Here is a 19,128-nt window from a genome sequence, read left to right on the forward strand (position 1 = left end):
TAATCACCTTTAATCTTGACGTATAAACTCGTTGTTGTAATGACTCTCACGTTCTTGGAACGGTTGTTGTGGTGAGTGATCCCTCTCATAGTCATAGCGCTCATGCACAGGACTTTGTAAGCTTGGCATTGGCGTATTGGCAATAAGTCCATTAAAGATCTCCTTATCAACAGCACTGCCATTATTATCAAACGGTTGATCTAACAATAACCTATGATCCGAATGAATAATATTCTCAAGAATACTCCACTGCAACGAATTAAGATTATCATTCATATGATTAACCAATGTTTGAAACTTAGGGTCAAAACTTTGCTGATAAAACCCAATGAAAATACTTGGGAAATACTGTAACGGATTAAACTGTGATAGCTCTTTATATATGTGATGATATAAGGCAGCGGCAGCAGTCATCTGACCTTTGGCCTTTAATAAATCAAATGTCTCAAGCTTCGCTAGCAAATCAAACCATTTTTGTGATGCTTCTTTTAATGAGCCTGATGCAACTTGAGCCTTTTTCTCATTGAGTTCTAAGTCCATCTCTGTTGCGACCTCATAGTCATCACTACCCTTCAACGGAGACTCTACAACAGCTCTAGCTAATCGTTGTTGCAGAAAATGTTGTAACTTCTTGTAGCTGCCTTGCAAACTGGGGGCTAATTGCATGATACAAACCACAAGCAAGTCAAAAGCATTGACAACATCTTCTGCAATACTTAAACGCGATTTCTGGCTTTCTTGATAAGTTAAATTATCCATCACCCCACTAACAAACCACCCTAAGGCACTTTCAATTTGGCGAGGTTTAAACTTATATGGTTGCAGTATTTCATAACGATCTTGCAAGATAAAATGCAAACTATCAAAAGCGTATATCGCATGTTCATTGAAGTTTTGATGGCAAAGTCCAAAAAGGTAATAACATACCAAACGAATATCAAAGTAACCTTCGGCTAACTTTGACATCGACATCTCCATACATTTTATATAATCGCCCTTTTGGCTCCAGTCAACAATCTCAGATAAATCAACTTGTGATAATACATCCTCACTGGCTAATAGCTCAGCAAAATCAATACATTCACTCATAGCGCGCTCCTTTCGACCTTATAGTCCGGTGAGTATAAAAAGATCTTGGCATTTTCAAGCTGAGGGGTTGTTGTCATGGCCATATTGCCATAATGAATCACATTGTCCCATTCTCGACCTGCCTCCACTTTATAGATTTGGGTATTCGCATCAAAAATATGCGAAAATAATGTCTCTTTTTCATGGGTTAATTGCAAACCAGGCAATGCTTTTTGATGCACTACAGGTAAGCGTTCACTACTGGCAACCTTGATATCATCAATATTAAAATCTTTGGTTAACCCTTGAATGAGTAAGTAAACTCGATTTGAACCTAAAATAATCTCTGGGATTTCTTTGAGCTCTATATAGCGCATACCTTTATTAAAGGCTAACAATGAAGCTTCTTTCACTTCATATTTGGCGATAAAACCTAAGTGTTCAACCAAATCATTCAAACACTTACAGCATGTGTTATGCTGATAAGTCAACTCAGTAATAGGTTCATCATCGATATAATTGCAAAAACAAAGATAAAAATCATATAACTGCTGAAATAAATAATCAGGTGATGATCGACCGCCTTGCTCCATGGTCATCATGCAATTATCAATGCGATAGCTATGCATCAAAACTGTCTGTGCCATCACATATTTACTGGCTGAAATATGATTTAGTAAGTCATTTTTAATTCGCGCCTCAATGGACAAAACAATGCTTTTAATCTGATCTTTGTAGCTTTCCCAAAATAGACTGTTATAAAAACTTAAAATAGGCGTTTTTGCTAAGGCATTAAGCTCACATTTACCAGATGGCAGCATTGAAATCTTACAAAAAGGAAAGCTACTAACACTTCCATCCATAGTGGGAGCGCTAGACAAAACTGCCTTGTAGCTTTTGATCTCAATTTGATGATCGACGACCGATATCTCTTTAGGTTTTGCCGAGAAAACATGTAAATAAACCTCTTTATTTGACGTCTTTAATAGCTCATCTAGCAAGCATTCTTCAATACTGAGATTATTATGCAATTCATAATATTGACCGCAAACATCAATTGCTTTAAGCACTTTAAAGCGGATAACACCCATTGCGCACAAGTCACGATCAATCACTAAATCAGCAAAACCATAAAAAGCTTCACCTTGTAATTTCGAGCGTTGAACAATAAGTGCAACATAATGATCACCCATCATATTAAAATGCTGAGGCAAAAGTAATTGACCATTTTTCCAATTGACTTGATGCATACTAAACTCCCAGTATTGAAATTCATTCATTTATGCTGCATTTGAAGCAATACCCCAAGCACGTGCTGTTTTTTGCCCTTGTCCTAAATCAATCGTAATATTAGGATTAGTTGCCTTTAATGATGGTGGCAAAAAGGTCAATGTCCATATCCCAAATTTCTCATGTGCATCTAAAGAGTCTTTATTATATTCAGCAGCAGGCTTACCACCAAAACTATCCAGACGGGTTGTAATTGCATCTTCATTTTTCGCATAGACAACCCACTGTCCTTCACCGGTTCCATCTTTACCTGCAAATTTATGAATTTCAAACTTCAGCTCAATTAATTGATTATCCGCTTTAAAGCTTTGCATCGTTGTCACAAGTGCTGTGTGATGGGCTGCAGGATACATAAATCTGATCGATAACGGGCTTGACGAACGCTCACCTAAGTTAAATGTATCGATAATAGCAACGGCTTCTGCATCACTCACACCATCATCAGTTGGCTGCTTATATTTCACACCTTTTGGCAGTTCAGTCCCATTGATTTTTAGCTCAGTAATAACTGCATACTCTTCATGTTGCAAGGCATTGCCCTGATCTAATAAAACATATGGGTCAAACGTTTTATTAATCGCTGTACTATTCATTTAAAACACTCCTTTTGTCGTTGCGTTTATGTTTTACACATTAATTTTTAAGCTAATCGAGAGTCTAGCTTTAACTCAGCATCCATACCCTCAAATTGAAGATGAGGTAGCACACTAATTTTGCAGTTATACCAACCGATTTTTCCATCCACAGAGTTCACCTCAATCTTGGCTGTTTTAAAAGGGAATCGCTGTAATGTTACATCATCTGGATCCGTTACTGCGGTTACATAATCGTTGAGCCACTTTGATAATTGGTTCTGGATATAAGCGCCATCTGCTGTTGAACCAATATTGTCACGCATCACAGATTTAACATAATGCGCAATTCGTGTAATTGAATAAGTGTATGACAGATTTGAAATCATCTGCGCGTTTTCAGAGTCTTTGGGATCTTCAAAGGTCTCAACATATTTCGCTGATTGCGCACTAAAAAAACACGCCTCTGTTGTTCCCTTGTTGTATACCAAAGGAATGAAACCACACTTAGCAAACTCAAACTCACGATAATCAGGAATCACAAACTCCACCGGTGGCTTTGCCTCCTCCTTCCCACGAATATCAAAAGTATGCGTGGCAAGATTCTCAACCATGCCCCCTGCCTTTGGACCACGAATATGCTGGCACCAACCAGAGCGCTCAAACGATTTGGTTAAATTCTTAGCAAACAATATGGCACTTGAGCCCCATAAGTAATCATTATCATTTAATGGATTAATATCTTCTTTAAAGCCTTTAAGACCTTTGTTTGCTGGATTGATCTCTGGGTCATAAGGCAGTCTTAAGACATAACGTGGGAGTGTCAAACCAACATAAGTTGCCTGCTCTGTTTTTCTAAATTTATTCCAATTACCAAATTTAGGGTGATTCATTAACCCCTCAAGGTCTTTGATCTGCGACAACTCTTCAACAGAGTCGCAGCCAAAAAACTGCGGCTTAACTGCTGACACAAATGGTGCATGTGAGGCAACTGATATTTTGCCCATAGTTGACAACCAATCCAGATCCTCATTTGAACGATCAAATTCATACAGCCCAACAATTGAACCATATGGCTCACCGCCATATTGATCATACTCTGCGATATAAACTTTTTTGAATAATGACGACCCTGCAATATCAACACTATTGCACTCAAAGTCCTCAGCAAGTTCATCTTTAGACGCATCTAAAAAATCAATTCTAATATTGGCCTGAAAGTTGGTATCTTTCACTAAGTCTGCTAATGAGGTAAATTGAGATTCAATATGTTTGAACTCTGGCTGATGCATGATTTCATTAACTTGATCATTAATGGCATTATCGATGCGATCAATAATCCGCTGTGCAATTGATTTATTAAAGCCCGCACTAAAGTCCTCTACCTCGGCATTTGCCATGAGTGCTGCCAGACTTGCAAGCAGGCGATTTTCCTCACTGCAGTTTTCCTCCACATTTGAAAACGCATTAGCAACCATTGGGGTTTGTGCAACGGCTGTTGCATTTAAACTTGCGGAACTGAGTAAAGCTTCAATTGCACTTAAAGTTTGTGTATTTTCTGCTGTCATTATTTACTCCTTAGCAGTGCTATCAATTTCACCTTCGATCACATTCGCAGCCTCTGCTTTTGGTAAGGTGTAATTTTCAAGTGCATTTAGATTTGACTTAAGTTCGTTAGCACTTTCATGTGCCTTTAAAATATCGTTAAGTTTACGACGAAACGCCTTGTTATTATCTGACATTGCTTGCAATTCAATCAGTAATGTTTTCATTAAATTCAGCGCTTTAATCTTTGGTACTGATTGAGCAACACTCGTAGGGTTGAATGACTTTATATTTTCGATGGGGATATTGACATCAATAGAACCTTCATTGGAAGGATCTACTTTGTTTTCGACATTAAGATTTAATGTGATCCCCATATCTTTAATTGTTTTGTCTAAATTTTTGCCATCAAGTTGACGCACCTCTCTGGCATCAAAATCTATTTGGCGATCTTTTGATTTCCCCAACGAAAAGTCCCCCATAACTAACATCCTAAACGGCAATTCTTTTTTTACCTTTTTGCCATTGATTTCTACAGGGTATTTAAGGGTGATACGTGATTTAGGAATTTCATCAACTACTGCCATTTGTTTCTCCAATTTATTTAACACTTACTATAAAATCACCAACTAGTGATCTTCATGTGATTAATATTAACTCACCAATCTCAACGGAAACATAGCCATATTGGCCTAATGTTATAATCGATAAAACTCGAGTTGTCCCTACACGTATAGCTTTTGCCTCTACGGCAGATTAAATTATAATAAATACAATGGATCATGCCTTAATATCCCTTAAGAGTTTTAGGGAAATCAGCTTTTTATTGAATAGTTACTTATCAATTTTTAATGATAAATTAATTACGTCATGATCAAAAGCACTATTGATTTCATAATCTCTTACCACATGTCCATTAAATTTATGATTAATTAAACGATAATAATTAGCATGTCTCTGAGGATTAAAGCCGATGAGTTGTGAAATTTTCTTATACATATATAAAATCATCCTCCCATTATAGCCATCAAATGGATCTATCTCATTATACCGTCTACTATGCGTTTCTAAAGTGAATGCCGCTATCTTAGTTCTCATATAATCTCCAAATGTTCTACCAAAATAATGGTGCTGTTCTGATGAATGTCTTTTGGCAAGACTCATTAACTGCATTTCTTCACGATATTGCCTTTCAGTAATATCATTTCTTTCAAATGCATACTGCACCATTTCCCTATACTCAGCAAAGCGCTCCCTATTGCTTTGGTAATGCGAATATTTCTGATACCCAGCATAACCAAGATAGCAGAGACCAAAAGCAGCACCAACTACCATAAGTGCACCAACGGTTGCAGCAGATCCTGCCGCAAAAGCGATTGTAGAGATGACACCAAGGCAAGCCTGAACACTATTATTCGCTAATGAGACCTTGCGGCGATCGCAAGCATTTTCATACTTAACCAACAACCAAGAAAGCATGCCTTTTAATGAGGCGATAGATATCAACTGACCTTCATCAACCGCTCCTCTTACTCCATAGCGTAAAAACCTTTCAAAGTACTTATTAACCATATAAAGCGCTATATAAGTATCATCGATCTTTTCACAGTAACTTATGATTTTTGAAACATCATCAGCAGCAGACACCACACCGCCAACAGCACCAACTACTCCACCAGCTAATGTTGTTGCATGAGAAGCTGCAGAAGTAGTAGAGCGTGCGATAATTGTTAGGGTATTTTCTGCAGCTCCTAAAGCCGCCTGTGATGCTGCTACACAGCGACTTTTTGTTGAAGCCTCATCATCTACTATTGTAGCCACAGCATTACCCATAGTACGCACTAACCCAACACTTCCTAAAGCAAAAGTTCCAGCATTTAACTCCCCCCAACCTTTGGAATGGCTAGGAACTTGGTCACCTTGATACCTTGCATTATATCCACCACGAACAGCATTCCCTGTGGTCTGTACCATTTTAGCAGCAGTAGCCAGATTTTCGGTTGCACGCATACCGCTTTTAATTTTATCCGCGGCTGAATCTTCACGAAAGCACCTTGAACTGGGCGTTTGTGCACGCCTATGGACTACTCTATGGTGTTGCTCATAAGAGTGCGCACTTCTAGCAGAATAACCACCACTATGATAGCGACTAGCTGCAGGTGAGCAAGAGCGCTGCTGCATTAGATTCTGATGAAATAAAGATTGTGGTCTTTGTGGATCAGGAATACAAAATTCTCGCCCACCACTCACCCTTGAGCTACTACTTTCTTCAGGTACTCGCCATAGATGCTTACCGCAAACTGAGCATGTATATTTTGTTTCCGATATATATCCACAACTATAACATTCCATAAAACGACTCCCATATTTTTTTAACAAACCCAAATTCGAATCATAAGTACATAACTTGCGAAATAATAATTAGTTTCTGTGAACCTTTTTTTACCGCAACCACATACCAAACTTCCTACAATCTGTAAAAAACACTCAATCAAATGCCTCTATAAAGCATTAAACCATCTGGCTTTTGACGCTTAAGTAGTGTCTTCGACAAATATCATAAATTCTGTGCTGCCCTAATAATTTTGATGATGCCGAAATATTCTCTAAAACACTGATTAATACATCTTTAAAATCAGTGTCGTACTCATGATATTTAGATATCCTTTGATGGTATTTTTTATCTTTTAAAAGCAACCTTGACATCAACATATAAATTAACAAATTAGATTCTTTTAATACTTCCAGATTTAATGATATTTGTTTTTTACTTATTCCTTGCTCAATTAAATGACTTGCATAAGCAAGCTTTCTGCTAGCTGAAGCTTCATTTAGCATATGTGACGGTCTTTGCTCGAATAAAAGCTCAAACGCTTTAACTATTTCAATAAACACATCATAAATATATTTCACCTCATCTTTTGTATCCTCAGTTAATTCAAGATCATATACTGATGTATACACTGATTTAAGTATGCTAAAAACGGTGTTAATCTCTCTCCAGTGAGTCAAGCCATTCTGCTGTACACCAAAACTTTTATAGCTATGATTGTCCCTTTCCATATAAGTGTGGTTGCATTGAGCGCCTTGAATTGAAGTCGTTTGTAAGATGGGGCAGCAAAGTGTATATTGTGTAACTGTCACTCCATCATCATCACTTAATGAAACCACCGCACCATGGTTGGCCTGATCATCTAAAGTATATACAAACAAGCTAGATCTAACCGAGCCATAAAAATCTTTTTTAGATTGCAACATCTTACAAACTTTCTCATGAATCGAGTCTGACTGCCCCGATGCTGCCGAGCATGAAACCACCTCAATCACTGTTTCTTGAACAGCTTTATTTCTAAATGTTTTATAGCAATGGTAAATACAATTAGCAACTAGTTGGCAATCGATTGCTCCACCAACATCCGAATGCATTTTGCTTTTATCTGGTGCGCCATGCCCTAGCACAAGTATTCTAATACGTGTATATGGATCCAGTTTTTTGCGATAGTAATAATAGTTCAACCACCCCCTAAAATATTGCTCCTCATAAAACTCAAAGTTTTTAGGATGAAGATCTAAGGTAATAAAGTTTTTTAACCCTTTATAGTTTTTGCTCAAACTATTTGAAAGCGTTTGATCTCTTTGATCTTCATCACAAGGTTTAAAATAACTACTTGCATAAGAACAGGCAGCATTTAAATAATACCGACCTGCATTAACAGCCTGTTGATAAAAAGTAGGACGTATTCTTATTAAAATTGTTAGCTCATTACACATATTATTTCCTGCTTTAGCATTGAGTTCTCATCATGAGTGATCATAAATTTAATCATATGTCTGCGATTTCAAAGTGACTTTATTTTATTTACTAGTAGATCATATTTTAATAAAAATATATCTGACTGAGTATAGCCAAAATAGCCTCTTTCTTTACAGCTGATTTTTAAACTGAACTAATATCTTAAACATCGTATTTAAATAGCGATTGAGCGCAGTATCCTTACAAAAACTAATCTCTTTAGCATTATTCATATGCACAATTTGATCTTCAACATCTCGTAAATATGCTATCAAGTGTGTCAATTTTTCTTGTTGATATTGCAGTGGTAAAATTTCAGTGACTAAGTCGAGTAAATCTTTATGCAAAATATTTCTCTTGTAACTTAATTTTTGAATCAGTTGCATTGCATAAAAGTCTAAGACAACAGAAGCAGAGGCCTCCAAGTTCATGATTGGAGCCAGCTTTAATGACTCAATCGGTTTAGAAGGAATACTAAAGCTTTCTAGTCTGCCCAGCTGGCGATAACCACTGTGCCATGCAGCCTTTATTTGAGCCTGCATCCCAGGCTCAAATGGGATATTATGAAACTGTATGTGCGTATATCTTTGATGTATTGATTTCTCAGCAGGCACTAAAGTATAGCTTGGCTCACCATAACCACAGCTACTTTGAGGATATAAACGTGTAGTTTTGGTCTCTTGAATCAAACTAACTTCAAGCTCTCGCAACAACAAATCATTTTTTTCATGGTTTAAAATAATCGGATAACTATCTTTGGAGCCATCGACCCGAATGGGTAATGCATAATCAATATGATAGTTGATCAATGGCAGGTGATTAACCTTAATCAGTGATATACCTTCTTCGACATCAATCATTTTCCCTTTAAAATCGATAACAAGCTCTATTGATTTAATTTCCTCTTCATAAAAGTCGTTATTAAACTGCAATCGTAATCCTTGATAAAACCGTCTATCTCTTAATTGATCTTTTAAATATTCATGTGGATGCATATAGGCATAATGAAGCTTATCAACAACTGCTCTTTTTGTTCTTTTCTCACCTTGCAGTGTAAATTCTAGCGAGAATTCAGCTTCTTTAAGTACATCAAAGTAATTACTAGCAAGGATTTCATTCTCATCAAAACACCAAATATCAATATGGTTTTGATCAAGATAAAAAAAGCCAGACAAGTTATTTAGACTCAAATATATCTTATCACCATCACTTCTGCGATTTGTGATTTCACAAGGCAAGATTTGTGTATTAAACATCGGATGCAATGTGCATTTTTGACCATCTTTGGTTAATGCTTCAATGCGATCACTCAATAATAAATCCACAGCATTTACCTGTGACGGCTTGAGCTTAATCTCAGTAAACAGCTTATATGGAATAGCACTTTGTAAATAGGGAATTCTTGTATTAAACGACCTAAGACGTGCATTATAGATATACTGCAAAACATCTCTTTTAAGATCTTTGACATCGCTTTCCAATACAGACTGAAGCTGGATAAATTTCTGTGCTAATACATCTTGCATAGAGACTCCTTAGATTAGAAATAGACTAAAACACCGCATAACAAATATGTTAAAGCAACACATCCGCCTAAGATCAAGCCTAAGTGCTGTCTAAAGCATTGCTTGACTTTATTAGCCACACGTAAATATCTGCTTTTTGTTACCAAAGGTATTGATAAATCATTACTTTCTAACAATGGCTTCTCATGCTCAAACTGCAACATTTCCTTAAGCTTATTAATATAATTAGCAATTGCATAACGCTCTGATTCCGCAGGATATTTGCCTTTAAACCCACCTGTTAGCATGCAGTAATACAGCTCATAGATAAACTTAGGGTAAAATGGGTTTGCTAATACATCATCGACATATTCGTAAAACTTCACCCCACCTTCAGTCGTCTCAAAAAGCTCCTTTTGCAAGCTAGGCCAAGGGTGTGCTGCATACTCATAGATCCCAGCGAGTATCTCATCTAGCCACACAGCTATGCCAAAACTTGTATATTTAGCAATCTTTGCATTGTGTAGACGCTCTACTTTTTGCGCTATTTGATGTAATGCATTGCGAAAAAAAGCTCTTGTCTCAATCGTTTCTTCAATATCAACATTCGCCAGATTATCAATCTCCTTGCCATATGACTCTGATTTCAAAATCAGCTGACTAATATCTTTCCAAATCAAAAAATCCTGTTGCATCTTCTTTGCCTCCTAAGCGCTAAAATTCGATAGACTATCTTTACCTATTGTCACTTCATACTTCTTGCCATAGGCTTCAGGAATATATTGTTTCCACTGCGTATTGCTCGCCACATTGGTATAGAACACAAAAATACCCATGCCTTGATGTTCATTTGCTGGCACCTTATACACATAATCACCATCAGCAAAGTTATCCGGTGTGAGCGTTACGGTATGTGAGCTTGATTTGCCCACCAAGCTTAACGCTTTCTCATAATCTGTATTGATAAAGCTTTGCTCGGACATCGGTGCTGCTAACACGGTCAAAATTTGACTATTATTACTATTGTTATCTAGATGCATTTTAAGTGTTAGCGTCGGTGAAGTGCTAAACATTGCACAACCACCTAATGACAACACAGCAAATGCAACAATCAATAATTTACTTTTATGTAGTATCTTTCTCATTTGTTATTATCTCCGGATTTATAGTTCTTGCTCAAAGAGCAACTGCTGTCTTGCATTTAGTTTTGTCGTAGTCGTCAACCTACTTGATAAATAGGTGCTCTCTTGATTTGTCAATAATCTCATATGTAATTGCAAAAGATAGCCATGCCAAAAACTACCATAGTGCGCGCACCATTTTGCCTGCAAAAGCTGGGTAATACGCACGATCTCATACTCACTTAAACCTTCTTCAATATTTAAAGTGATTTGAATTCTGTTTTTTGCTTCAAAAATCACATGACCTATCTGCCCATGTTGGTCAGACAATATGGCTTGTCCTAAAATCATCTGTTTTGGTCTTACTAAAGAATTCGCATGATTAACCTTAAGATCAAAATAATACTCAGGGAAAAGGCTTGCTACTTGGTAATGAAGCTCAGCATAGGAGTTTAATGCCAAAGTATTATTTTCAGTAATGGCGTTAAACGCATCCTTTGACTCCACCATTAAGTCCAAATGCAATAACATCAATATATGTTTCAACCATTGGTTAGCATATTGCGCAAATGTTTTACTTTGCAAAAAGTCCTCTGAAAAACCAATATCTTTGAGCTTGGACTGCGCTGCAAGCCATCCTAAGTTCACACCAATGATTATTTTATCATCAACATAATATAAGTAAGCAATCGTGTGTGTATGAAAAGCGCTACTTTCAACACTTTCAAATTCAATATTTTGAATATCAAAACCGAGCATAAACAGCTGCTGCAGCAAATAACTTAAACTAAATTTCTTTGCATGCTGCTGCAGATTATGTAAGGTTTTATTTGATAACACACGCGCCATAATCTGTCTTACCTTATGATAATGGGAAAATCATATTTTGCGCGCTAAATGCTACTGGCACTTTATGTCCATTCACTGGTATATACCAGGTCATCAGGCCATTATTCCCCGTAACCGATTGATTCACCAATTGGTACAATGCCCAGTTACCATTATTGCTGATCGTTTGATTCGTCGAGTCGTTCAATACCACACCAATACTTACCTCCGCAGGTTTCCACCAATCATATTCAATGGCTTGTTGTAGCGGTTTTGCATCTATGCCAACAACAGAATTATTATTTAATGAAAGATACGTCATCTTGATATAGTTGGTCGCTAATTTCTTTTGGTAAAATGGCTCTGCTTGAAGCATAATTTGTAGCGGCTTTGGCTTGCCGTCACTACTCCAAAGTGCATTGCTGATATATTGCATCTGCTGCACATCTTGAAGAATACTCGCCAAATTCAAGGCGCCTGCATAAGGCACTTTTCTCATCTGCCAGATGCCATTTTTATTCACAAACACTTGTGCGAATTTTTGCTTAAACAAATCCCAAAATTGCCCATCTTTTGGTGACAATAGACTAGTTAACACTTTAGGTGACATCGTTTGTGACGCCGTTAAACGCATTGGAAAGCTGTTTTCAATCGTATTAACCATATTCGCCAATTTCTCATTCCAAACTGTCTCAAAATAATTAGCTACTTGCTGCATTCCTAACATATATACCACTGAAAATATCTGAACAAATGGCTTACGCTGTGCTATAGGCATGTGGATTTTATCAAGCTCATTGTTTGTCAAACGCATATAAGAGCTTGATGAATCTAAATAAATCGCCAATGCTTGATTTGCCAAGGCAGACATGCCGTCACTATTGGCTAAATAACTATCTGGGTCTTGATATAACAGTTGATTACGCAGTGTTGAAATAATATTGATATATCCACTTAATCCTGCGTTACTATTTTGGTTGCTGGTGCTTATCCCCAATAATAAGCTATCGAAATTTTGCAGCTGATGGTAACTTGCAAAGCTTTGACTAATTTGCTTTATAAAGTCATATTTCAGCATGTTTTTATCAAAGTTTGTATTACTATTGATTTGTGTAATTAATGCCAATAATGGCGAGCTTGGTTGCTTCATGTTATATAAAGCAACTTTTAATGCAGCAACACTCGTTATATTGTAGTCAAAGTGAGTGATCAATTGGTTATAGGCTTGAATATAGCGCTGCGTATACTGATCAATCGATTGATTAAAGACTTTCTGCAACTGTGTGGTATCAATATGCTCTTGGCTTAATTTAGCCACTAGATGCTTGTAGGCTTCAATATCTGGAATAACCACATTTTGTATATAATTACCCGTGAAACTTGAAGCGACCTGATTATTTGCTGACAATAATGTTGATCCTTGGTTAGGATCTGTATGTTGAGACAAAAACAAATTACCTGAGTGATGTGTATACTCGTCAATAAGCGTATTAATTTTTGCACGCACAATCATTTGCTGCCAATTGCCATAAGTAAATTGATCACTACCATATGCCTTAGGCAAGTTGCTACTTTGCCCTTCTACAATAGTTGTGCTTATCGCATTTAACAAATCTGAAAAATCTCGCGCCTTAGCCACTGCAAAATCAGGCTCATTGGCTAATAGTTTAATCAAGTTTAGGTAAGTCGCATTTTGTGCTTGCTCTTGCTCCTGTGAACCCAATCTATCAATAAATTGCTGCAAAAATTTTAGTTCATTGTGTGACAAATGTGACTGCATCGCAGGTAGAAATTGATACAGCGCTGATTTAAGTATAATTTTAGATGCAAAACGATCATAAATCGTCCGATAAAAATGTTTGATATCCGATATTTTAATCGCACTATCCTGCAACATAATATTGATTGCCACCATAACAGATTGATAGCTGTCACTATCATCCAACGGAATCGCATCGATTGATTGTCCTGTAAATTCATCTGTAGGAACTCTATCATTATATTTAATATACAAGCGAATCGTTTTTTCTGGTAGCTGGCTTAAACTTGCGAAAACATTGGCATAATGCAGAATAAAATCACGCTCATTCTGCTTGGTTGCATGTGTAATCAATAGCAATGCAGCTAATTGAACATCGCTTGTTGATTGCTCAATCAATGGTTTTATATTGCTTTGATATATGCTATTAGCAATTTTCTGCTTGATTCCATGCATTAAAATAAATTGCGGATAAATATCAGCAATAGGTGTACTGGCAATATCTTGTTGATAATCCAGTGTGATTTTTTGCATCTTGTCAGCAAAATCATTTAATGAAATTTGCTTATTTTGCACTAAATTCGCAACCGTATTTGCCGTATGATCAAAAGCCACTTGTCTGCTTTGTAATTTGGAAGCGTAAAATATCATAAAGCCAATGAGCCCAGCACTTAATGTACTTGCTGATAATCGAAATAGTGAAATAGGCTGTCGTATCTTCTTATACGTTAACGTCAAGATATTTGGTGTGCTCTGCGCTGCTTGCGCCAGAAATAATGCCTGAATTTTTGGTGTTAATGTCACTTGGTTCTCATAGTGCAATGTATCAACAATAACATGCATTGCCTCCAAAGATTGCCTAATCCCATCCAGTATCAATAGCTGATTCATAAAAATATGACTATCTTCAACATTAATCAATCGACTTTTTAATGCCATCAGTTTATCGGCAAACACTTCTAGTAGCTGCCCACCTTCATTTGGCTGATACATACATATATTTTGAAGCTCCATCGATAGAGCACTAGATTCTTCAGTCATCTTGGTGTGTGATAACTGTATACAAACTGGTAGACGACGTTTTTTAATCTTTTGCATGACATCAATTTTTGCACGGATAAGTTGCGCTAGATTCTGCAAATCATCACTGCTTTGCTGCAAAAGCTTATCAACATCAAGACTAATAATAATCGTAGGAATCTGCCCACGAAAGATCTTCTTCCATAGGCGCTTTAATAAAAGGACTTCTAATTTATCATCTTCATCAAGACGCGCTTGCCCGATTTCATAGATAAATGACTTATTGTCAATAAAATAATTATCCAAACCATCTGGTTTATATTTCAAATAAAATTGACGACGAAAATGCTCAAACTGTGTGTGCTTTACCACACTGCCTTTCTCTGCCAAATTAATATGCAAATAATACTGGCAAAGCTTCATTTTTCTTCTTAATGCAAATGGCAAATCCTGCTTAAATAGTTTAAAACTTTTAATGCCACTATTTGAGGTAAATACACTTTTTAGGCTAAGCCAGAGTTTCTTTAACTTAACCGAATTTTGAATAAATTTTTTGTAAATTTTTTGAATTGCCTGCACAAGCAACCAAAAACCACCTAAGCCTAAAATCAAAAGGCAAATAGGGTTGTGCAATATACTTTTTATCGCTTCACTCATATCTTAATAAACCTTGCTTTGATTAAACATAAATGAGTTTATTGCTTGATGAATAAATACCTGAGATAAGTTTAAATAGATATACCAGCTGTAATGGCGTGCTGATATTAAACTTACTCTTGATCATCTTCAGATGATTACTCACCGTGTGTTTGGAAATAAACAATCGATCTGCTATTTCCTGATAACTCGCGCCATGCATATAAAGTGTCAAACATTCCGCTTCTTTTGGTGACATGCGTACACCTTCGCTAGATATATATTCCTTGGGAAACAGCTTTACTTGCTCTTGTGAGAAATAGCTTTCCACATATGCTGCAAGATCACTATTGGACTCGATCTTCTCAAGATAACTACACGCAGTTGTTGTTAATTCTTTTTTCACACAATCAATGAAAGTATTGATTTCATCAATGCCACTCATGAGTTGGCTATTGCTCATATCCGTACTAAAGAAAATCGAAATCAAAATGCCGTTGTTATAGGGTTCGACATAAGAAAAAGCATTGTTTACATTAGAGATATATTGCTGCTTCAAGCTCAATAAATGCGCTAATGTTGATGACTCATTACTAAACTCAATTTTTGAGAGCTTAAATAAGTCAGGTAAAAGAGCCGATTTAGCACTTACCATATCTTTAATAAACTGTTCTTGCATTCCTAGCATTAACAATTTGCCATCACTATCAGCAAAAAACATCAAACAACTTTCTATATTCAGGGCGTTTAGTGCCGTAATACGCGTTTGTAGAATTTTCTTATAGCGATATGAAAATTGTATGATTTTTTGTAGTGTACTTTCCTGCAACATATAACGATTACCTCATCCTGTATTAAACAATCATTGCTTATGTTCATCAACGCTCAGTAGCGCTTGACCTGATGATTATGGTATGAAAAACTGATGAGGATTTAAACAATATAAAGATGACTAAAGATTACTGATACATTTTATTCATTAAAAGGATTGATGCTAAGCGCGTCATCATATTGCGCACCTAACTCTCCAAACTTTTTATGTGAATGTGAATAGAATTTCACAAACCTTATTCCTGAAAAACTAAATACAGCTGGCGATTTATAGCCTTGAGAATCAATTAAACAACGATAATGCTGTTGATACTGTAGCGCCTGATGTCAAGAGGAAATTAAGCATTTAGTGTCGATTACCTGCGCGAATCCAAATGCAATATTTTTAATTGCTGCTAAGTGCAAGTCAGCATTGACTGTTGCCGTCGCATCGCTGACAAAAAAGGCATTATAACCGCGCATAAAGGCATCTCTAGTTGTTGTCTCACAACAACAGTTTGTCATCACACCACAAATAATCACATCTTTAATTTGATGATCTTGTAAGATCTTATCAAGATTTGTTTGATAAAAGGCACTATATTGACTCTTATCAACAATTTCAGCCCCCGTTAGATCAAACTCATCAATAATTTGCCATGCTTGACTGTCTTTAACAATTTGATCGCCACCCCACCACTGAATCATATTTTCTGAAGTTTGCGAGCTATCATTATGGCGCACAAATATCTTTTTAATGTGATTCTGGTCTGCAAATGCAATTAACTGTTTAACATGATTTATTTGTTTATCCGAAATAATCTCGCCGTGGAAAACATTTTGCATCTCAATAATAACCAATGCGGCATGTTGCTTATTCAAAGCTTTACGCTGTGTATTGATATCAGCAATTTGATCTAATGAAACGTCATAATGCATAGTAAACTCACTTTTATTAACTCACTAACTTTGCCACATCATAACGCCTTTTAAAGGATACTCAAATCATTTCACTCAAGCACGCAAACCTTTAAAATGACCATGTTTTCATCAACTTGATAAATATTCTCTTTTTTTAAATAAAAGCTATTGACTAGCAAACGTATCGCCTATAGAATCCCCTCTCGTTAAGGCATTCCCCGATAGCTCAGTCGGTAGAGCAAGTGACTGTTAATCACTGGGTCGGCGGTTCAAGTCCGTCTCGGGGAGCCATCGCAAAGCCATATCTGGCAAGGTTTTCAAGAATTTCAAAATCAAAACAGATTAACCATTCTGCTTTCAATATCCATAAAAAGCATAAGACCCCCATCTTTTATAAGGATATTCTATGCATAGTGATAGGGGAAGTCTGTGTAAGCTCAAGGTATTTGCAAAAAAATATTGATATATACTGAGTATTTACTAAAATAACTACAGATACGAAATAACGGCAGCGTTAAATATTTGAATGGGATGAAAAGGAAAATAAGCAGCTTCAACAAGAAAGACATATTTCATTTGAGCAAATTGTTACGGCAATTGGAAATGGTGATTTATTAGCAATTGACGATAACGTTAATCACCCCAACCAAAGCATTCTGCACGTTCGTATTGGTGACTATGTTTACTCTGTTGCCACAGAACAGCATAACAATAACCTAAGGTTGATTACCGCTTATGCAGACCGTAAGCAAACTAAACGATTTGGAGGCGATACAAATGCGTAATACATCCCAAAAAAATAACATAAAAGCACTTGATGCTATTGAAGAAACTATTATGCAAGCTGATAAACGCAGGGAATACAAGCCCATTGCAGAGGATGAATTTAAAACACGCAAAGCACAGCTTGAGCAAATGGCTAAAGCAACCATGCAAAAAGTCAGAAAGCCAATTTCTTTTAAGCCAGACCCAACAACGCTTGCTGCTTTTAAAGAAAAGGCTGAACATGAGGGCTTACCTTACCAAACGTTACTCAACTTCTTGATGAAGCAATATGTTGATGGGAATTTCAAGCTTGCCATTGTTAACAACCAAGGTACTTCTCATCGTTTGCAAAAATAAACCCTATCAAGTAAAGCAAGTGCTATTAGCCATCAAAAAACTGGAGGGCATGCAAAAATACAATACCTCAAGAAATTTAAACAGTATCTTTTGAAATTAATTTCCCGTTATATTGTCGAAAGTGAAATGACCAGAGGGCGTATTTATGAGCACAAAAAGGACAAGTTACTCATCCGAGTTTAAAGTCAAAGTTGTATTGGAATTATTGGCAAATGAGCTTACGTTAGCAGAGCTTGCTAGCAAGCATAATATAACGACAAAAAACATCCAAAACTGGAAGAAAATCTTCTTGGATAATGCAGTTATTGCTATGGAGCCAGCCAAGGCAGTTAAAGAGTATAAGTCTGAAAATGATAAGCTTCAACACGAGGTAGATAAGTATGCTAAGAAAGTTGGTCAGCTTACTATTGAGAGGGATTGGCTTGAGGGAAAGCTAAGAAGCTTGGACTTATCAACTAAAAAATATCTAAAAACTTGAGGCGTTATAATATGATTATGTGGTGCGGACGGGGAGACTCGAACTCCCACGGTTTCCCGCTGGAACCTAAATCCAGTGCGTCTACCAATTTCGCCACGTCCGCAAAGACTGGGGTGAACGATGGGACTTGAACCCACGACAACCGGAATCACAATCCGGGGCTCTACCAACTGAGCTACGCCCACCATAAACTCTTTTAATGGTACGCCCGGCAGGATTCGAACCTGCTACCCTCGGCTTAGAAGGCCGATGCTCTATCCAGATGAGCTACGGGCGCATTTTCTCTTCCGCCATTGACGGTAAAAAATGGTCGGAGCAGAGGGATTCGAACCCCCGACCCTCTGGTCCCAAACCAGATGCGCTACCAAACTGCGCTATGCTCCGAATATTCTATAATGGTGGCCAGAGGCAGAATCGAACTGCCGACACGAGGATTTTCAGTCCTCTGCTCTACCGACTGAGCTATCTGGCCAATGCCGCATATTAAAGCGGATTTACCCAACTCGGTCAAGCACTTTTTTGAATAATTTATTGCATCCGCCAAAAAGGCTACAAACTAGACAAATAAAGGCTTTAGTTGTTTGCATTAAATACAATTTCATGCCCAATCTTGCTGTTTTTTGCGCTACAATGCCTCCACTCATTTTTAATGACTAAGGA

16 protein-coding genes and 6 tRNA genes are annotated in these 19,128 nt (G+C 37.0%); 3 read left to right on the plus strand and 19 right to left on the minus strand.

Annotation, left to right across the window (positions count from 1 at the left end):
• Window positions 1-9 precede the first annotated feature (9 nt).
• The 14 genes from NYP54_RS04915 to NYP54_RS04980 form a co-directional block, all read right to left on the minus strand.
• Window positions 10-1,089 (minus strand): type VI secretion system protein IglI family protein, encoded by a 1,080-nt coding sequence (locus NYP54_RS04915; protein ID WP_283157412.1) that lies wholly within the window; start codon window positions 1,087-1,089, stop codon window positions 10-12.
• A complete protein-coding gene (tssK, locus tag NYP54_RS04920; RefSeq protein WP_283157413.1) occupies window positions 1,086-2,348 on the minus strand; it encodes a type VI secretion system baseplate subunit TssK in 1,263 nt (420 codons plus the stop codon). Before tssK ends, NYP54_RS04915 begins: the two co-directional genes overlap by 4 nt.
• Window positions 2,349-2,951: a hypothetical protein gene (locus NYP54_RS04925; protein WP_117002228.1), complete on the minus strand. Its 603-nt coding sequence runs from the start codon at window positions 2,949-2,951 to the stop codon at window positions 2,349-2,351.
• A gap of 47 nt (window positions 2,952-2,998) precedes the next feature.
• Window positions 2,999-4,498 (minus strand): type VI secretion system contractile sheath large subunit, encoded by a 1,500-nt coding sequence (gene tssC / locus NYP54_RS04930; RefSeq protein ID WP_117002229.1) that lies wholly within the window; start codon window positions 4,496-4,498, stop codon window positions 2,999-3,001.
• A 3-nt stretch (window positions 4,499-4,501) separates the two neighbouring features.
• Window positions 4,502-5,062, minus strand: a complete 561-nt coding sequence (tssB, locus tag NYP54_RS04935) for a type VI secretion system contractile sheath small subunit (protein ID WP_283157414.1) — start codon at window positions 5,060-5,062, stop codon at window positions 4,502-4,504.
• A 247-nt stretch (window positions 5,063-5,309) separates the two neighbouring features.
• Window positions 5,310-6,485, minus strand: a complete 1,176-nt coding sequence (locus NYP54_RS04940) for a hypothetical protein (protein ID WP_283157415.1) — start codon at window positions 6,483-6,485, stop codon at window positions 5,310-5,312.
• A gap of 501 nt (window positions 6,486-6,986) precedes the next feature.
• The gene (locus NYP54_RS04945) at window positions 6,987-8,246 is read right to left on the minus strand and encodes a hypothetical protein (protein ID WP_283157416.1); all 1,260 of its coding nucleotides are present in this window, start codon (window positions 8,244-8,246) and stop codon (window positions 6,987-6,989) included.
• A 153-nt stretch (window positions 8,247-8,399) separates the two neighbouring features.
• Window positions 8,400-9,794: a type VI secretion system baseplate subunit TssF/IglH gene (gene iglH / locus NYP54_RS04950; protein ID WP_283157417.1), complete on the minus strand. Its 1,395-nt coding sequence runs from the start codon at window positions 9,792-9,794 to the stop codon at window positions 8,400-8,402.
• Between the two features lie 14 nt (window positions 9,795-9,808).
• Window positions 9,809-10,468 carry a DotU family type IV/VI secretion system protein gene (locus tag NYP54_RS04955; RefSeq protein ID WP_283157418.1) on the minus strand — a complete coding sequence of 220 codons (660 nt, stop codon included), beginning with the start codon at window positions 10,466-10,468 and terminating at the stop codon, window positions 9,809-9,811.
• Between the two features lie 12 nt (window positions 10,469-10,480).
• Window positions 10,481-10,918, minus strand: coding sequence for a hypothetical protein (locus NYP54_RS04960; protein ID WP_117002236.1), 438 nt, complete (start codon window positions 10,916-10,918; stop codon window positions 10,481-10,483).
• Window positions 10,919-10,936: 18 nt separating this feature from the next.
• Window positions 10,937-11,743 (minus strand): hypothetical protein, encoded by an 807-nt coding sequence (locus tag NYP54_RS04965; protein ID WP_283157419.1) that lies wholly within the window; start codon window positions 11,741-11,743, stop codon window positions 10,937-10,939.
• Window positions 11,744-11,756: 13 nt separating this feature from the next.
• Entirely contained in the window at window positions 11,757-15,158 is a 3,402-nt protein-coding gene (locus NYP54_RS04970; protein WP_283157420.1) for a hypothetical protein, read from the minus strand.
• Window positions 15,159-15,180: 22 nt separating this feature from the next.
• Complete coding sequence (locus NYP54_RS04975) at window positions 15,181-15,969, minus strand: LuxR C-terminal-related transcriptional regulator (RefSeq protein ID WP_117002239.1); 789 nt, start codon at window positions 15,967-15,969, stop codon at window positions 15,181-15,183.
• A 326-nt stretch (window positions 15,970-16,295) separates the two neighbouring features.
• Window positions 16,296-16,886, minus strand: coding sequence for an isochorismatase family protein (locus tag NYP54_RS04980; protein ID WP_283157421.1), 591 nt, complete (start codon window positions 16,884-16,886; stop codon window positions 16,296-16,298).
• A gap of 197 nt (window positions 16,887-17,083) precedes the next feature.
• On the opposite strand from NYP54_RS04980, the gene NYP54_RS04985 reads away from it, so the two are divergent.
• From NYP54_RS04985 to NYP54_RS04995, 3 genes are all read left to right on the plus strand, one after another.
• Window positions 17,084-17,159: transfer RNA gene (locus NYP54_RS04985), tRNA-Asn, on the plus strand.
• Between the two features lie 486 nt (window positions 17,160-17,645).
• Window positions 17,646-17,990 (plus strand): hypothetical protein, encoded by a 345-nt coding sequence (locus NYP54_RS04990; RefSeq protein WP_283157422.1) that lies wholly within the window; start codon window positions 17,646-17,648, stop codon window positions 17,988-17,990.
• 145 nt (window positions 17,991-18,135) lie between these two features.
• Entirely contained in the window at window positions 18,136-18,468 is a 333-nt protein-coding gene (locus NYP54_RS04995) for a transposase (RefSeq protein ID WP_283157423.1), read from the plus strand.
• A gap of 20 nt (window positions 18,469-18,488) precedes the next feature.
• Here the strand turns inward: NYP54_RS04995 and NYP54_RS05000 are convergent.
• The 5 genes from NYP54_RS05000 to NYP54_RS05020 all read right to left on the minus strand — a co-directional run bounded on the left by NYP54_RS05000 (window position 18,489) and on the right by NYP54_RS05020 (window position 18,940).
• A tRNA-Leu gene (locus tag NYP54_RS05000) sits at window positions 18,489-18,571 on the minus strand.
• Window positions 18,572-18,577: 6 nt separating this feature from the next.
• Window positions 18,578-18,653, minus strand: a tRNA-His gene (locus NYP54_RS05005).
• A gap of 15 nt (window positions 18,654-18,668) precedes the next feature.
• A tRNA-Arg gene (locus tag NYP54_RS05010) sits at window positions 18,669-18,745 on the minus strand.
• A gap of 30 nt (window positions 18,746-18,775) precedes the next feature.
• A tRNA-Pro gene (locus NYP54_RS05015) sits at window positions 18,776-18,852 on the minus strand.
• A 12-nt stretch (window positions 18,853-18,864) separates the two neighbouring features.
• Window positions 18,865-18,940: transfer RNA gene (locus tag NYP54_RS05020), tRNA-Phe, on the minus strand.
• Window positions 18,941-19,128 lie beyond the last annotated feature (188 nt).

It is taken from the genome of Cysteiniphilum sp. QT6929, from assembly GCF_030035755.1.
GTDB classification, from domain to species: Bacteria; Pseudomonadota; Gammaproteobacteria; order Francisellales; family Francisellaceae; genus Caedibacter; species Caedibacter litoralis.

What these genes read in the sequence shown, in the direction of transcription:
- NYP54_RS04915 (WP_283157412.1), bottom strand. Translation starts at nt 1,089, where the DNA reads ATGAGTGAATGTATTGATTTTGCTGAGCTATTAGCCAGTGAGGATGTA.
- tssK (WP_283157413.1), bottom strand. Translation starts at nt 2,348, where the DNA reads ATGAATGAATTTCAATACTGGGAGTTTAGTATGCATCAAGTCAATTGG.
- NYP54_RS04925 (WP_117002228.1), bottom strand. Translation starts at nt 2,951, where the DNA reads ATGAATAGTACAGCGATTAATAAAACGTTTGACCCATATGTTTTATTA.
- tssC (WP_117002229.1), bottom strand. Translation starts at nt 4,498, where the DNA reads ATGACAGCAGAAAATACACAAACTTTAAGTGCAATTGAAGCTTTACTC.
- tssB (WP_283157414.1), bottom strand. Translation starts at nt 5,062, where the DNA reads ATGGCAGTAGTTGATGAAATTCCTAAATCACGTATCACCCTTAAATAC.
- NYP54_RS04940 (WP_283157415.1), bottom strand. Translation starts at nt 6,485, where the DNA reads ATGCGTGCAACCGAAAATCTGGCTACTGCTGCTAAAATGGTACAGACC.
- NYP54_RS04945 (WP_283157416.1), bottom strand. Translation starts at nt 8,246, where the DNA reads ATGTGTAATGAGCTAACAATTTTAATAAGAATACGTCCTACTTTTTAT.
- iglH (WP_283157417.1), bottom strand. Translation starts at nt 9,794, where the DNA reads ATGCAAGATGTATTAGCACAGAAATTTATCCAGCTTCAGTCTGTATTG.
- NYP54_RS04955 (WP_283157418.1), bottom strand. Translation starts at nt 10,468, where the DNA reads ATGCAACAGGATTTTTTGATTTGGAAAGATATTAGTCAGCTGATTTTG.
- NYP54_RS04960 (WP_117002236.1), bottom strand. Translation starts at nt 10,918, where the DNA reads ATGAGAAAGATACTACATAAAAGTAAATTATTGATTGTTGCATTTGCT.
- NYP54_RS04965 (WP_283157419.1), bottom strand. Translation starts at nt 11,743, where the DNA reads ATGGCGCGTGTGTTATCAAATAAAACCTTACATAATCTGCAGCAGCAT.
- NYP54_RS04970 (WP_283157420.1), bottom strand. Translation starts at nt 15,158, where the DNA reads ATGAGTGAAGCGATAAAAAGTATATTGCACAACCCTATTTGCCTTTTG.
- NYP54_RS04975 (WP_117002239.1), bottom strand. Translation starts at nt 15,969, where the DNA reads ATGTTGCAGGAAAGTACACTACAAAAAATCATACAATTTTCATATCGC.
- NYP54_RS04980 (WP_283157421.1), bottom strand. Translation starts at nt 16,886, where the DNA reads ATGCATTATGACGTTTCATTAGATCAAATTGCTGATATCAATACACAG.
- NYP54_RS04990 (WP_283157422.1), top strand. Translation starts at nt 17,646, where the DNA reads ATGCGTAATACATCCCAAAAAAATAACATAAAAGCACTTGATGCTATT.
- NYP54_RS04995 (WP_283157423.1), top strand. Translation starts at nt 18,136, where the DNA reads ATGAGCACAAAAAGGACAAGTTACTCATCCGAGTTTAAAGTCAAAGTT.